Origin of the sequence: Mycobacterium sp. KBS0706 (genome assembly GCF_005938675.2) — a bacterium.
GTDB lineage: Bacteria > Pseudomonadota > Alphaproteobacteria > DSM-16000 > Inquilinaceae > Inquilinus.
Genome location: NZ_VCCH02000016.1, coordinates 18543 through 32485, shown reverse-complemented (window position 1 = coordinate 32485; position 13943 = coordinate 18543). Strand labels below are relative to the sequence as shown.

The window sequence follows — 13943 nt, the reverse complement described above, 5'->3', positions numbered from 1 at the left end:
TCAGGCCCTCATCCGCTCGCGGCGCCGGTGGTCGACATATTCGACCAGCGCCAGGACGATCAGCAGGATCGCCATCACCACCAGGGTGAAGTAGTGCGGCACGCCCAGCCGCCGCGCCGCGCTCTCGCCGCCGATCGACAGCACCGAGAACAGGAAGACGAAGGCGATGCTGGCGAAGCCGTTGAACCGGGCCAGGAACACCAGCGGGATCACCGCCAGGCCATAGGCCGGGTTCCAGTCGGCGCGGACATTGCCCTGCACGCCGATGATGTCGACCGCCCCGGCCATGGCCGCGAGCCCGGCCGAGATGGCGAAGACGGCGACGGTCAGCCGCGGCACCGGCAGCCCGGCATGGACCGCGGCGCGGGCATTGGCGCCCACCACCCGCAGCTTCAGGCCTAAGGCCGTGCGGGTCATCATCAGATGCACCAGCACGACGGCGATCAGGCCGAGCACCAGCCCGCCGCTGATGGTGGTGCCGAACAGCCGCGGCAGCCGGTCGTCCACCGCCAGGGTCCGGGTCTGCGGCACGGTCGTCGCCGGGTCGCGAAACGCCAGCTTGACCAGCACATTGGCGAAGGAGGTGCCGAGGAAGGTCATCATCAGGGTGGTGATGATCTCGTTCACGCCCTGATAGGCGCGCAGCAGTGCCGGCAGCAGCGACCAGGCGGCGCCGACCGCCGCGGCCAGGACCAGGCACAGCGACAGGGCGATCCAGCCCGGCAGCGTCTCGGCCAGCGGCGGCCCGGCCGCGGCGACGATCACCGCGGCCAGCAGGAACTGGCCGTCGGTGCCGAGATTCCAGATCCCGGCCCGGAAGGCGACGATCAGCCCGGCGGCGAGGAACAGGAGCGGCGCCATCCGCGACAGCGACGCCTGCAGCCCGAGCCAGGAGAGGAGGCCACGCTGCAGCACCAGCCCGTAATAGGCGAGAGGATCGGTGCCCAGCGCCAGCAGCACCCCGCCGGACAGCAGCAGCGCCGCCAGGATCGGGATCAGCGTGACCAGCGCCCAATGCAGGGCGGCGCCGGCCGCGCCGGGCGATGCCGGCGGCTTCTGCGCGGGGGCCGTGCCGTTCACCGCATCCGCCGTCATGATGACGCCCCGATCATCAGTTCGCCCACGCGGCGGCGGGCCTCGTCGTCATTGGCCACGGTGCCGGCGATGCGGCCGCGCGACATCACCGCGATCCGGTCCGCCAGCTCCAGCAATTCCTCCAGGTCGGTCGAGATCAGGATGGTGGCGACCCCGGCATCGGCGGCGTCGCGGATCCGCCGTCGCGCGGCGATCGTGGTCTGCAGGTCAAGCCCGTAGGTCGGCTTGCTGTAGATCACCACCCGGGCGGCACCGGACAGCTCGCGCGCCAGCAGCACCTTCTGGATGTTGCCGCCGGACAGGCGGCCGACCGGCGTGCGGATGCCCGGGGTGCGCACATCGAAGGCGGCGACCAGGGCACGGGCATGGCGGTCGATCTCCTCCGGCCGCTCCAGCCCGCGCGACCAGAACGGGGCCTCGCCGATCTGCTTCAGCAGCAGGTTCAGCGAGACGGGGAAGGCGCCGACCGTGCCCTCGCCCAGCCGGTCGTCGGTGACATAGCGCAGGCCCAGCCGGCGCCGCGCGCCGACATCCAGCCGGTCGATCGGCCGGTTATCCAGCAGGACGGTTCCGCCGGTCGCCGGCCGCTGCCCGGCCAGCGCCTCGGCCAGCTGCGCCTGGCCGTTGCCGTCGATCCCGGCGATGCCCAGGATCTCGCCCGGCGCCACCTGCAGCGCGACATCGGCCACCGCCGCCGCGCCCTGGCCGGGCACGCTGAGGTCGCGCACCACCAGCAGCGGCGCCGCGGACGGGCCAGGGGCGCGCGTCCGGCCGCCGACCTTCGGCTCGTCGGTGGCGGCGGCGCCGAACATCAGATGCACGATCTCGGCCGTGGCCGCGCGCTCGTCGAGCGTCCGCAACCGCTCGGGCGGGATCTCGCCGACCTTGCGGCCGAGGCGGAGGATCGAGATGCGGTCGCCGAAATCGAAGGCCTCCTTCAGCTTGTGGGTGATGAAGATGACGGCGATGCCGCGCCCGGCCAGCCGCCGCATCAGCGCGCCCAGCTCCTCCACCCCCTTCGGCGTCAGCATCGCCGTCGCCTCGTCCAGGATCAGCACCCGGCTGCCGCGCAGCAGCGCGCGCACGATCTCCGCCTGCTGCTGCTCGCCCAGCGACAGCGCGCCGGTGACGGCATGCGGGTCGATCGACAGGCCCAGCCCCTCGGCGGTGCCGGCGAACTCGGCCGCCAGCCGGGTGCGGTCGGGCCGGCGCCACCAGCGCAGGCCGAGCGCCAGATTCTCGACCACGGTCAGGGTCGGGGCCAGCATGACGTGCTGGAACACCGTGCCGATGCCGAGCCCGAGGGCGTGGCGCGGCGAGGCGATGGGCTGCGCGCGCCCGTCGACCAGGATGGCGCCGTCATCCGGCTGCAGCAGGCCGGATAGCATGGCGATCAGGGTCGACTTGCCCGCCCCGTTCTCGCCCAGCAGGACATGCACCTCGCCGGGACGGATCGCGAGGTCGACCTGGTCGTTGGCGACGACGCCGGGGAAGCGCTTGGTGATGCCGCGCAGCGCGAGGATCGGCGCGCCGGGCTCCGGTGATGCGGTCATGGTCCCATCGTTCCGCGGCCCGCCGGGGATGTCCCGGCGGGCTCCTCGGGCCAGCTTACTGCGCCGTCGCCGAGACGTCCGACATCAGCGCCCGGACCGCCGCCGCATCCCACACCGGCTCGACCTTCAGCTTGCCGCTGACGATGTCGCCGCGCAAAGCCGTGATCTGGGTCCAGACATCGTCGGGGATGGCCTTGGTCTTCAAGAGCTGCACGGAATCGTCGGCCAGGCCGATGGCGTAGTGCTTGGTGCCGAAGCTGCCGGCCTTGAGGTCCGCGATCATCGCCGCATAGACCGGGGTTATGTTCCAGACGACGGAGGAGAGGAGGTTGCCCTTGTCGATGCTGGACTTGTCGCCGATCACGTCGATGAAATAGACCTTTCCGCCGTCGGTGGCCTTGCTGGTCTCGACCGCCTGGATCATGCCGAAGCTGGACCCGTTGCCCTGGCCGAAGATGATGTCGGCGCCGGCGGCGATCACCGATTCCGTCACCCGCTTGCCGCCCGCCGCGTCGCTGTAGGCCGCCGGGCCGATCACGGCGTAGCGGATCTTCACCGCCGGCTTCTCCGCCTTCACGCCCTGGGCGAAGGCGGCGGATTGCGAGTTCCAGGACGGCGGCTCGCCCGACACGACGATGCCGACCGTGCCGGTCCGCGTCATCTTCGCCGCCAGCCGCCCGGCCAGATAGGCGCCCTCATGGCCGCTCAGCGTGTAGTCGGCAATCAGGCCGGGCTTCAGCAGGTCCGGCCGGTCGACGATCGCCACCGGCACGCCGGTCTCGGCCGCGATCTCGGGGGCGGAGGTGTTGTAGCCGCTGGCATGGGCGATCAGCAGGCTGGCCCCATCCGCCACCAGCTCGCGCATCGTCGCCCGGACGTCGCCATAGCCGAGGCCCTCGGCCACGGTGACCTCGACGCCCGCCTTGGCGCCGGCGGCCTTGGCCGCGGTGACGCCCTGCTGGTTCCAGCCGAAATCAGTGCCCTGCTCCGGCGTCAGGATGGCGATGCTCTTGACCTCAGCCGCGTTGCCCGCGGTCGCGGCCAGCGCCAGCAGCAGCGCGCCGAGGCTGGCCTTGATCAGCATGGACTTCAACATAGCTCGACTCCCTGTTTGTTGTTTTCTGAAGGCAATCAATACATGCTTTATTCTTGTTGTGCCGTGACGCGAATTGGTATTGTTTTTGTTGCAACCCATCCTTCCGAGGTCATGCGGCGATGCGCAGTCTTCCGTCGATCGTGCTGGTGCTCGCGGCCCTGCCGGCCTTCGCTGCCGGGCATGGGCCGGACGGGCTGACCGAGCGGGAGTTCCGGGCGGAGAACCGCGGCGACGGCCGGATCGCCTGCGGCGCCGCCATCGCCCATTGGTACTCGGTCGATCTCGGCCAGGCCGGGCCGGGCGGGGCGGTCAGCGCCCGGCTGTGGTTCGACCCGGCCGGCGGTGCGGTATATCTGCTCAACGACAAGCAGGACCGGCTGCCGGTCGAGGCGCTGTGGTGCGGCGTGGCCGGCCGCAGCTGGGCGACGCGCAGCCCGATCGACCTGCCGCGCCACGCCGGCCCAGTCGCCGCCCCGATCGCGGTGGGCTGCGCCCCGGACGGCGACCGGCTGGCCTGCCGCTGAGTCATTCCCGCCCCTCCAGGATCCGCCGCACTGCGACCAGGCGCCGGGCGCGTTCGGCTTGCAGCTCGCGGATCTGCTCCGGCGTGTAGGGGAAGACGCCCTCGCCGCTCTTGATCCCCAGCTTGCCCGCCTGCGTGCGGTCGGTGACGTAGCCCGCGACATCCTTGCGATCCGACAGCTCGGCGTTCAGGAAGCCGGCCACCGACTGGTAGATGTCCAGCCCGGCCATGTCGAGCAGCCGCATCGGCCCGACCACGCTCAGCTTGTAGCCGATGCCCCAGGACACGCAGGTGTCCATGCCCTCCTCGTCGATCACCCCCTGGTCGACCAGGTCGATCGCCTCGCGCAGCAGGGCATAGAGGATGCGGTTCTCGACGAAGCCGGGCACGTCCTTCTTCACCACCACCGGCAGCAGCTTCAACGATCGGACCAGGTCGCCGATGAAGGCCACGGTCGCCGGCGCGGTGTGCCGGCCGGCGATCACCTCGATCATCGGGATGATATGCGGCGGGTTCGACCAATGCATGCCGACCAGCCGCTCCGGATGCGAGAGGAAGCCCTGCAGCGTGGTGATCGGGATGCCGGAGGTGTCGGAAGCGACGATGGTCTCCGCCGGCAGCAGCGGATCCAGCGCGCGGTAGACCGCGGCCTTGGTCTCGACCTTCTCCGGCACGTTCTCGATCACCAGCCCGGCCCCGGCGACGGCCCCGGCCAGGTCCTCGTGGAAGCTGACCGCCCCTTCGCCGGACTCGGGCGGGGCGATGCCCAGCCGGTCCAGCACGGATCCCGCCTGCGGGATCGCCGTGCGGGCGCGCTCGATCGCGGCCGGCTCGGTGTCGTGCACCCGGACATCCATGCCGCCGCGGGCGAGCGTCGCCGCGATCCCCGACCCCATGGTGCCGAGGCCGATTACCGCGACTTTGAGGGCCTTCTCCGGCATCGTCTTTCTCCGCCGCTCAGGGCTTCAGATAAGCGTCGGTGAAGGCGGCGTTGGCCGCGACCGTGCCCTTCAGCGCGCCCTGGTCGGTCAGGACCTTGATCGTGTTCGCCCATTTCTCCTTGGTCATCCAGCCCAGGCCGTTGGCCTTGGTGTCGGCGTCGCTGAAGGTGTGGTCGATGTCGGCCTGCAGCTGCGCCGCCAGCACATCCTCCTTGCCGGCATAGCCCGGCGCCGCCTTGGCGGTGATCGCCGCGGCCTCCTTGGGGTGCTCGGCGGTGAAGCGGAAGGCCTCGATATAGGCGGCGACGAAGCGCTTCACCACATCCGGCTTGTCCTTGAGCATGGCCTCGGAGGTGAACAGGCCTGAGCCGTAGACATCGTAGCCGTAATCGGCCCCGAGCAGGATGCTCAGCGAGCCCGGGCCCCCGGCCTTGGCCTCCAACTCCGGCACCTCGGCGTCGATATAGCCCGGCACCGCGTCGACCCGGCCGAGCAGCAGGTAGCTCTCATAGGGCGGCGACACGCTGCTCATCTTCATGTCGGCCTCGGTCATGCCGTTCGCGGCCAGGAACGCCTTGTAGAAGATATAGGTCGACCCGGCCGGATGGATGCCGATGTTGAGGCCCTTGATGTCGGCCGGGCTCTTCAGCTGCCGGCTCTTGGCCAGGGCGATCATGCCGATCGGCGAGCGCTGGTTGACTGCGGCCAGCGCCACCACCGGCACGTTCTGCGACCGCGCCACGGCCAGGGTCGGCAGGTCGCCGAAACCGAAATCGGCATTGCCGTTCGCCACCAGCCGCATGGCGTCGGGCGACCCGGTGCCTTTGCGGATCTCGGTGACCTCGATCCCGTTCTGGGCGAAATAGCCCTTCTCCTTCGCCACGAAGAACATGGCGTGGTTGCCGCGCACCACCCAGTCGAGCTGGACGCTCACCTGGTCGGCGGCCAGGGCTGGGCCCGCCAGGACCGCCGCCGCCAGCCCCACCAGGGCTCCACAGACCGATCTCCTCAGCATCTTCAGCCTCCCGCGGCCTTTTTGAGTTGCTCGGATCAGGCGGACCGCAGCGCCGGATCGAATTTCGGCGCCCAGGGCACCACCAGCCGTTCCAGCCACTCCATCGCGTAATAGAAGACGACCCCGACCACCGACACGACCAGCAGCGCCGCGAACACCATCGGCGTGTCCAGCTGGGTCGAGGCGAACTGGATCATGTAGCCCAGGCCCGCCGAGGCGCCGGCGAACTCGCCGACGATGGCGCCGATGACGCTGAAGGTGACGGCGATCTTCAGCCCGGCCATCAGCTGCGGCAGGGCGTAGGGGATCTGGATGCGCAGCAGGATCGTGGTCCGGCTGGCGCCGACCGACCGCATCAGGGACAAGAGGCCGGGCTCCGCCGCCTCCAGCCCGGCCAGCATCGACAGCGTCACCGGGAAGAAGGCGATCACCAGGATCAGCCCCACCTTCGGCGCCAGGTCGTAGCCGAACCACAGGATGAAGATCGGCGCCAGCGCCACCTTCGGCACGGTCTGGAACAGCACGATCAGCGGGTACAGCGCCCGGCCGAGCAGCCGGAACCGGGCGATGATCATGGCCAGGGCGATGCCGACCGCGGCCGCGACCAGGAAGCCGACCAGGATCTCGATCGCGGTCACCTGCGTCGCCTGCCACAGCGGCCCGGCCTCGCGCAGCAGCGTCGCCCCGATCGCCGACGGCGTCGGCAGGATGAAGGCGGAGACCTCGAAGATCCGGATCGCCGCCTCCCAGACCGCGATCGTGATCAGCAGCAGCACGACGGCCGGCAGCCATCCCGATGTGGCGCTGTTCCGGCTGGCGAGGATGGTGGCACCGCTCATGGCCGGCCCCGCGAAGCGTGGCCCTGGATCAACAGCGACCGCAGCCGGCTCTCCATCGCCCGGAAGCGCGGATCGGCATAGCTGTCCTCGCCGCGCGGATAGGGCAGGGGGATCTCGAGGCTGTCGATGATCCGGCCAGGCCCGACGCCCATGACATGGACGTGCCGCGACAGCAGCACCGCCTCGTCGATCGAATGGGTGACCAGGACGATGGTCTTGCCGGTGCGCTCCCAGATCTCCAGCAGCGACCGGCTCATCTCCTCGCGCGTGATCGCGTCCAGCGCGCCGAAGGGCTCGTCCATCAGCAGGATGTCGGGCTCCAGCGTCAACGCCCGGGCGATGGCGACGCGCTGGCGCATGCCGCCGGACAGCTGGTTCGGCCGCTTGGCTTCGGCATCCTCCAGCCCGACCAGCCGCAGCATCGCCCGGGCCCGATCCAGCACCTCGGCCCGGGACAGGGACCGGTCGGCCACCTCGCGCAGCAGCGCCGCATTGTCGAGCGCGTTCTTCCAGGGCAGCAGGTTCGGCTCCTGGAACACCAGGCCGATGATCCGCCGCCGCACCGCCTCCTCCGGCGCCTGCCCGGCGACGCGGACCCGGCCTTCGGTCGGCGGCACCAGCCCGGCCAGCACCTTCAGCAGCGTGCTCTTGCCGCAGCCGGACGGGCCGATCAGGCAGACGAAGGATCCCCGTGGCACGCTCAGGCTGATGTCGCGCAGCGCCTGCTGCCGCACGCCGAGGATGTCGAAGATCACCGACACACCCTCGACCGCGATCTGCGCGGTGTCGGGCGACGGTGTCGCCGGGGGCTCCTTCAGTCTCGTCACGGGCATGATCCAGCTCTTCCCATCCCGTCCTTCCGTATCCGGCGGCCGGCGCCGCCTATCCCGCCGTCGCCTTGCGGAAGGCCGGCCGGGCCTCAAGCGCCGCCAGCCAGCGGTCGAGATTGGCGAAGGCCGGCCGGTCGATCGGGAAGCCCAGGCAGCGCTTCAGGACCGGGCCCAGCGCGATGTCGGCGACGGTCAGCCGGCCCAGCGCGAACCAGTCTCGCCCGGCCAGGTGCCGGTCGGCGATCGCCAGCAGCTCCGCCAGCTCCTTGGCCTGCGCCGCGAATTCGGCGCCGCGCTCCTCGGGCGGCTTCTTGGCGTCCTTGAAGATGGCGACGTACAGGCTGTTGACGCTGGCCAGCAGCCAGTCCATCCAGCGCTCGACATCGGCCTTTTCTGCCGGGTTCGCGCCGGTCAGGGCCGGGCCGTACATCGCCACCAGGTAGCGCAGGATGGTGTGCGACTCCCAGATCACCGTGTCGCCGGCGACCAGGGTCGGCACCTTGGCGTTCGGGTTCAGCGCCCGGTATTCGTCGGTCTGCGTGTTGCCGAACTGGCGGCCGTAATCCTCGCGCTCATAGGCGACGCCCAGCTCCTCTAGCAGCCACAGCACTTTCTGCACGTTGCCGGAGGTGTGCCGGCCCAGCAGTCTGATCATTTCCGTTCTCCTTTCGCCGGGCTGTACGCGATGGCGTCCATCTCGATCTTGGTGTTGATCACGGCGCGGGCCTCGACCGTGGTCCGGGCCAACACCGCGTCCTTGAAGTATTCGGCGAAGACCTTGTTGTAGCGGCCGAAGTCGCGGGTATCCTCGAGATAGGTCGTGACCCGGACGACATCGGCCAGGGTGGCGCCGTCCTCGGCCAGCACCCGCTGGATCGCCTCGATCGTCGCCCGCGTCTCCTCCTCGATCGTGCCGTCGACCATGTTGCCCTCGGCATCCTTGCCGACCTGGCCGGAGACGAAGATGAAGTCGCCGGCCCGCACCGCGGGGTGGAACGGCAGGTTCGGGTTCTTGCGGCCGATGGCGTAGCGCGGTGCGGTGTCAGGCACGGCGGGTCCCCTTCAGAAGGCGCTGGTTTCGATGATGTCGACGCCGTTGATCCGGTCGATCAGGTAGATCAGGCCGCGATCGTCGATGGTGACGTCGTTCGACGACGCCCGCTCCTCGCCGGCCGGCGGGTCGGGCAGGAAATGGCCGATCTCTCGCGGGGCGAAGGGGTCGGCGATGTCGACCAGCCGCAGCCCCTGCGCGAACCAGGCGAAGGGGATGACGGTGCCGGTGAAGCGCTCCGACGGCTGGTGGCAGCCGGTCATCGGCGGCTGCGGCGCCCCGTCCCGGTCCAGCCCCGGCACCTGGAAGGTCGCGATCGGCAGCGGCAGCCGTTCGTCGGTGATGTCGTAGATCCAGGTGAAGGCGGGCGGCGACGGCCGCAGCTTGGCCACGTCCTCGTCGGCCACCACCATGATCCTGCGGCCCTTCAGCGGCTGGGGGATCGGCAGGCAGGTGTGGGTCGGGTGCGGGAAGGACGGGCTGGTGTTCAGCTGCGAGACCAGCTTCGGCCGCGCCATGTCGGCGATGTCGAGGATGAACAGCCCATGGTGCCAGTAGCTGACATACAGCCGGTCGCCGGCCCGGATCGGGTGGTGGCAGCGCGGCGAGACATACTCGCCCCAGGGGTATTCCTCGCCGCCGCCGGTCCATTGCCCGGGGATCCACCAGCGCCCGACTTCGACCGGCCGGGCCGGGTCGATCAGGTCGAGGATCATGACGATGTTGCCGACATAGCCCTCGGCGGTCGGCGAGATATAGGCGTAGCGGCCGTCGAAATCGTAGCGGTGGACGCCGCGGCCGGCGGTCATCCATTTCGAGATCAGCTTCGGCGTGCTGGGCCGCGACACGTCGTAGACCGCGATGCCGCCGCCGAACTCCTTCGGCCCGGTCTGGCCCAGCTTCTCGTGGTTGACGACCATGATGCCGTCCCTCACCCGCACCTTGTGCGAGTGCCAGCCCTCGGGCAGCTCCAGCCGGGCGACCACCTTCGGGTTCCGCGGGTCGGCGACGTCGACGATGGTGGTGCCGCTGGGCCAGCGCATATGGCCGATATACAGCGTCGTGCCGTCGACCCAGACCTGGCCGCCGCCCGGGCAGTCGATATGCGAGACGAGGGTGGTGTTGGCGGAATTCGGCAAGATGGCCTCGGGATCGGTCGGAGGAGAGAGTCCGGCGGCCGTCAGAGCATGCGGACGACGTCGCCGCTGGCGTCGCGGCCCCATTTCCGGAACAGGCTGAAGGCCTTCTGTGCCGGCTCGTCGCTGGCCACGAACAGGATCGCGGGTTCGGTCTCCGACCCGTTGACATGCTCGCACCACGACCCGCCGGGCACCGCCAGCGTGTCGAACTCGTTCCAGTCGAAGCGCTTGCCGTCGACGATGGAATGGCCGCTGCCCTGGAACGGCGCCACCAGCAGGCTGGCGGTCTGGCGCAAGGGCCGCGTGCGCTCGCCCGGCCGCAGCATCTGGGCGAAGAAGGTGATGGTCTTGAACACCGGTCCGCCGGTCAGCGGGTCGACATACTCGATCATCAGCGCCTCATACGGGTCGCCGTCCCAGTCCTTGAACCGCTCCAGCTGCTCCCGCATCGCGTCCCAGCGATAGACATACATCGGCGACGACAGGCCGGAACCGCGATGGTGATCGATGAAGCGCGGCCGCAGCCCGCCGGCGCCGTAGACGCGGGCGGAGTAGTCGTCGGGGAAGCGGGCGCTTTGCACCTTCTTGACGACGCCGGACTCGGCGTAGTCGTGCTCGAAATAGACCGCGTTCAGGGTCTCGACCAGCGGCAGATCCAAGACCGACAGGTTCACCGCCGGTTCGTCACCCGTGTTGCCGTGATTGTGCCAGGCGTCGATCGGCGTCAGCACCATGTCGCCCGGGCCGAAGGTGATGTCCTCGCCCTCGACGCCGGTGAAGTTGCTGCGGCCGGTCAGGCCGAAGCGGATGGCGCTGGGCGAATGCCGGTGCGGCGGCATCACCTCGTTCGGGTCGTTCAGCCGATAGGCGGTGTACATGGTGCTGACCGTCGCCCGCCGCGGCGACAGGCCGGGATTGACCAGGATCAGCGACCGCCGCTCGGAATCGTCCATGTGGATCAGCTCGGCGGAGCGCTGCAGGATCGGCGCGATGTCGTCCTTGTAGCTCCACAGGAAGGGCAGCGCCTTCTGGGTGCCCATCAGCTGCTTGATCTCGTCGTGATCGACGTCGGTCGAGCTGGCCCAGAACGGGAACATGTTCTTGGTGAAGACGTCGTCATACAGCGCCTTCAGGGCGGCATCGCGATTGGACGCCGATGGCGCCGCGGCGCGTGTGTCCGTCATGTCGCTCCCCTGTCTCGGATCGTTGGTCCGGCCTTACCCATGACGGTATGCTGCTTGGGCGACCGTATCAACCATATTGTTTGGTTGAGTGGAGTTTGGTTGGAGTTTGGTTGATTCATTGGTTGGAATCGAAGCGGGCACCAGAGTCGGCACGCTGCGGATCAGGTCGGCGGCGCGCTCGGCGATCATCAGCACCGGGGCGTTGATGTTGCCGCAGGTCAGGTCGGGCATCACCGCGGCGTCGACCACGCGCAGGCCTTCGGCGCCGTGCACCCGCAACTGCGGGTCGACCACCGCCCCGTCATCGGCCGACACGCCCATCCGGCAGGTGCCGAGTGGGTGGTGCACGGTGATCGAGCTGGCGCGGATATAGGCGTCGATCTCGGCATCCGATGTCCTGCCCGAGCCCGGTGCGGATTCGCGGGCGACGAAGCGGGCCATCGGGCCCTGCGCCATCACCTCCCGCGCCATCCGGATGCCGGCGCGCAGGCTGGCCCAGTCGGCGTCGGTCGCCAGGAAGTTCTGGCGGATCAGCGGCGCCGCCATCGGGTCGGCGGAGGCCAGGGTGACGGTGCCGCGGCTCTCCGGCTGGATCGCCACGACGCGGCAGGCGAAGGCATCGGTGAAGGGCTGTTTGAACGGCTTGAAATAGGGCCAGGCGCCGAGTGGTGCCGCGGTCAGCAGGAACTGCACGTCGGGCAGCGTCCGCTCCGCCCGGCTCTTCAGGAAGGCGACCACGCCGCCCGGCACGTCGGCGGCGAAGCCCTTGCCGAAGGCATAGGCCTTCCCGAGCTCCAGCGCGATCCGGTCGGCCCGCATCATCCGGTGGAACGGTCCCGGCTCGCGCCGCTGGTACATCAGGATGGTCGAGACATGGTCCTGCAGGTTGCGGCCGACGCCCTTGAGCGGGATGCGGGTGCCGATGCCCTGCGCCGTCAGCTGCTCCGGGTCGCCGATGCCGGACAGCATCAGCAGCTGCGGGCTGTTGATGACGCCGCCGGACAGGATCACCTCGCGATCCGCCCGGGCGGTCAGGGTCAGGCCGTCCTTGACATATTCGATGCCGACGGCGCGGGTGCCCTCGAGCAGGATGCGGGTGGCCATCGACCCGACCGAGACGGTCAGGTTCGGCCGCCGCAGCGCTGGCCGCAGATAGGCGGTCGCGGCACTGCAGCGCCGGCCGTCGCGGATCGTCATCTGCAGCCGGCCGAAGCCCTCCTGCCGGGCGCCGTTGTAATCCTCGGTCCAGCCATGCCCCGCGGCCTGGCCGGCGGCGGCATAGGCCTCGAGCAGCGGGTCCTGGTAGCGGCAGTTCTGCACCCGCATCGGGCCATCGCCGCCGCGCCAGGCATCGGCGCCGCCTTCCCAGGATTCGAGCCGCCGGAAATAGGGCAGGGCGTGGGCGTAGGACCACTCGTCCAGCCCTGCCGCGGCCCAGCGATCGTAGTCGCCGCGATTGCCGCGGACATAGGCCATGGCGTTGGTGGAGGAGGAGCCGCCGACCACCTTGCCGCGGGCGCATTCCACCCGGCGGTCGTCGACATTGGCCTCGGGCTCGTTGAAGTAGCCCCAGTCATGCAGCCGCTTCTGCAGGATCTTGCCCCAGCCCAGCGGGATGTGGATCCAGGGGTCGCGGTCCCAGCCGCCGGCCTCCAGCAGCAGCACGCGCCGTGCCGGATCCTCGCTCAGCCGGGCGGCGAGGACGCAGCCGGCGGAACCGGCGCCGACGATAATCGTGTCGTAGCCTGCGGCGGGGGTCACCGGAAGCCTCCTGTCGGGGTTGCGCCGGTCTGGGCGGCGCTTGCCGGAGCAACTCGACCACCGCCAACCATTCTTGTCAACCATGGTAAATGGTTGCTATGGTGGTCGCAGTGACAGACGCCAGGAACCAAGCCAGAGGGACCAGGATGAACCGATCGGCGCCTTCCGATCACCCGAACGCCGACGATCAGACGCCCGATCCCTCGACCCGCGACGACAGCCTCGCCGAGATCGTCGCGGCGGTGCGCGACATCCTCGCCGCCGGCCACGGCAAGCCGTCCGAACGGGCCCTGGCGGAACGGCTGAACGTCAAGCGCCACCGGCTGCGGCAGGCGCTCGACCAGCTGCGCGCGGCGGGGGAGCTGGAGCCGGCGCGGGCCGGGCGGCCGCGGACCTCAGCGCCGCGGCGGGGCGACGATCTCGCCCGCGACACCAACCCGGTCGAGATCATCGAGCTGCGCATGATGCTGGAGCCGGCGCTGGCCCGGCTCGCCGCGCTGCGCGCCTCGCCCTTCGAGATCATGCGCATCCAGCGCGCTGCCAGCACGCCGCCCGGCGCCTCGGCCGGGGCGGTCGACCTGGCCTTCCACAAGGCGGTCGCGGCCGGCGCGCGCAACAGCCTCGCGACCGAGCTCTACGCCCTGATCCGCCAGGTGGCGACCGACGCCAGGCTGCGCTTCGGCAACAGCGACAACCCGAGCTGTCCGAACCGCCTGCGGCAGCGCGACGCCGAGCACAAGACCATCGCCGACGCCATCGCCGCGCGCGACCCGGATGCGGCGGAGCAGGCGATGCGCGCCCATCTCGGCGCGGTGCAGCGCCAGATCCTCGACCGCCTGGGGCCAGGGATGGCCGTGGCGTGAGGTCACGCAGGCCGGTGGTCAGACCCTTCCTCGTCATCCCGGGCGCGGCGCAG

Annotated in this window: 14 protein-coding genes; 2 read left to right on the top strand and 12 right to left on the bottom strand. The window is 70.0% G+C overall.

Annotated features, from left to right (window positions below; translation table 11 throughout):
• Genes FFK22_RS11125 through FFK22_RS11115 form a run of 3 tightly spaced genes read right to left on the bottom strand, consistent with a single transcriptional unit; the run spans position 1 to position 3744 of the window.
• The gene (locus FFK22_RS11125) at positions 1–1095 is read right to left on the bottom strand and encodes an ABC transporter permease (RefSeq protein ID WP_138888541.1); all 1095 of its coding nucleotides are present in this window, start codon (positions 1093–1095) and stop codon (positions 1–3) included.
• Complete coding sequence (locus FFK22_RS11120) at positions 1092–2648, bottom strand: ABC transporter ATP-binding protein (protein ID WP_138888542.1); 1557 nt, start codon at positions 2646–2648, stop codon at positions 1092–1094. Before FFK22_RS11120 ends, FFK22_RS11125 begins: the two co-directional genes overlap by 4 nt.
• Before the next feature lie 55 nt (positions 2649–2703).
• Positions 2704–3744, bottom strand: coding sequence for a BMP family protein (locus FFK22_RS11115; protein ID WP_138888543.1), 1041 nt, complete (start codon positions 3742–3744; stop codon positions 2704–2706).
• A 119-nt stretch (positions 3745–3863) separates the two neighbouring features.
• Here FFK22_RS11115 and FFK22_RS11110 point away from each other — a divergent pair, with 119 nt between their 5' ends.
• Positions 3864–4268 carry a hypothetical protein gene (locus FFK22_RS11110; RefSeq protein WP_138888544.1) on the top strand — a complete coding sequence of 135 codons (405 nt, stop codon included), beginning with the start codon at positions 3864–3866 and terminating at the stop codon, positions 4266–4268.
• Between the two features lies 1 nt (position 4269).
• On the opposite strand, the gene fhmpcd1 is transcribed toward FFK22_RS11110, so the two are convergent.
• From fhmpcd1 to FFK22_RS11065, 9 genes are read right to left on the bottom strand one after another with little or no spacing between them, the layout of a single operon-like run.
• Positions 4270–5208, bottom strand: coding sequence for a 5-formyl-3-hydroxy-2-methylpyridine 4-carboxylate 5-dehydrogenase (gene fhmpcd1 / locus FFK22_RS11105; protein WP_138888545.1), 939 nt, complete (start codon positions 5206–5208; stop codon positions 4270–4272).
• A gap of 16 nt (positions 5209–5224) precedes the next feature.
• A complete protein-coding gene (locus tag FFK22_RS11100; RefSeq protein WP_138888546.1) occupies positions 5225–6223 on the bottom strand; it encodes an ABC transporter substrate-binding protein in 999 nt (332 codons plus the stop codon).
• 35 nt (positions 6224–6258) lie between these two features.
• Positions 6259–7062: an ABC transporter permease gene (locus FFK22_RS11095; protein WP_138888547.1), complete on the bottom strand. Its 804-nt coding sequence runs from the start codon at positions 7060–7062 to the stop codon at positions 6259–6261.
• Positions 7059–7895 (bottom strand): ABC transporter ATP-binding protein, encoded by an 837-nt coding sequence (locus tag FFK22_RS11090; RefSeq protein WP_138888548.1) that lies wholly within the window; start codon positions 7893–7895, stop codon positions 7059–7061. The genes FFK22_RS11095 and FFK22_RS11090 overlap by 4 nt, the downstream gene beginning before the upstream one ends.
• Before the next feature lie 49 nt (positions 7896–7944).
• Positions 7945–8547 carry a glutathione S-transferase family protein gene (locus FFK22_RS11085; protein ID WP_138888549.1) on the bottom strand — a complete coding sequence of 201 codons (603 nt, stop codon included), beginning with the start codon at positions 8545–8547 and terminating at the stop codon, positions 7945–7947.
• On the bottom strand, positions 8544–8942 hold the full coding sequence (locus FFK22_RS11080) for a RidA family protein (RefSeq protein ID WP_138888550.1): 399 nt from the start codon (positions 8940–8942) through the stop codon (positions 8544–8546). Before FFK22_RS11080 ends, FFK22_RS11085 begins: the two co-directional genes overlap by 4 nt.
• Positions 8943–8954: 12 nt before the next feature.
• Positions 8955–10082: an LVIVD repeat-containing protein gene (locus FFK22_RS11075; RefSeq protein ID WP_186002412.1), complete on the bottom strand. Its 1128-nt coding sequence runs from the start codon at positions 10080–10082 to the stop codon at positions 8955–8957.
• 41 nt (positions 10083–10123) lie between these two features.
• Positions 10124–11266, bottom strand: a complete 1143-nt coding sequence (locus FFK22_RS11070; RefSeq protein WP_138888552.1) for a cupin domain-containing protein — start codon at positions 11264–11266, stop codon at positions 10124–10126.
• A gap of 33 nt (positions 11267–11299) precedes the next feature.
• Complete coding sequence (locus tag FFK22_RS11065; protein WP_221938522.1) at positions 11300–13027, bottom strand: GMC family oxidoreductase; 1728 nt, start codon at positions 13025–13027, stop codon at positions 11300–11302.
• Positions 13028–13173: 146 nt separating this feature from the next.
• Between FFK22_RS11065 and FFK22_RS11060 the strand changes: the two genes are divergently transcribed.
• Positions 13174–13890 (top strand): FCD domain-containing protein, encoded by a 717-nt coding sequence (locus FFK22_RS11060; protein ID WP_138888554.1) that lies wholly within the window; start codon positions 13174–13176, stop codon positions 13888–13890.
• The last annotated feature ends 53 nt before the right edge of the window (positions 13891–13943 follow it).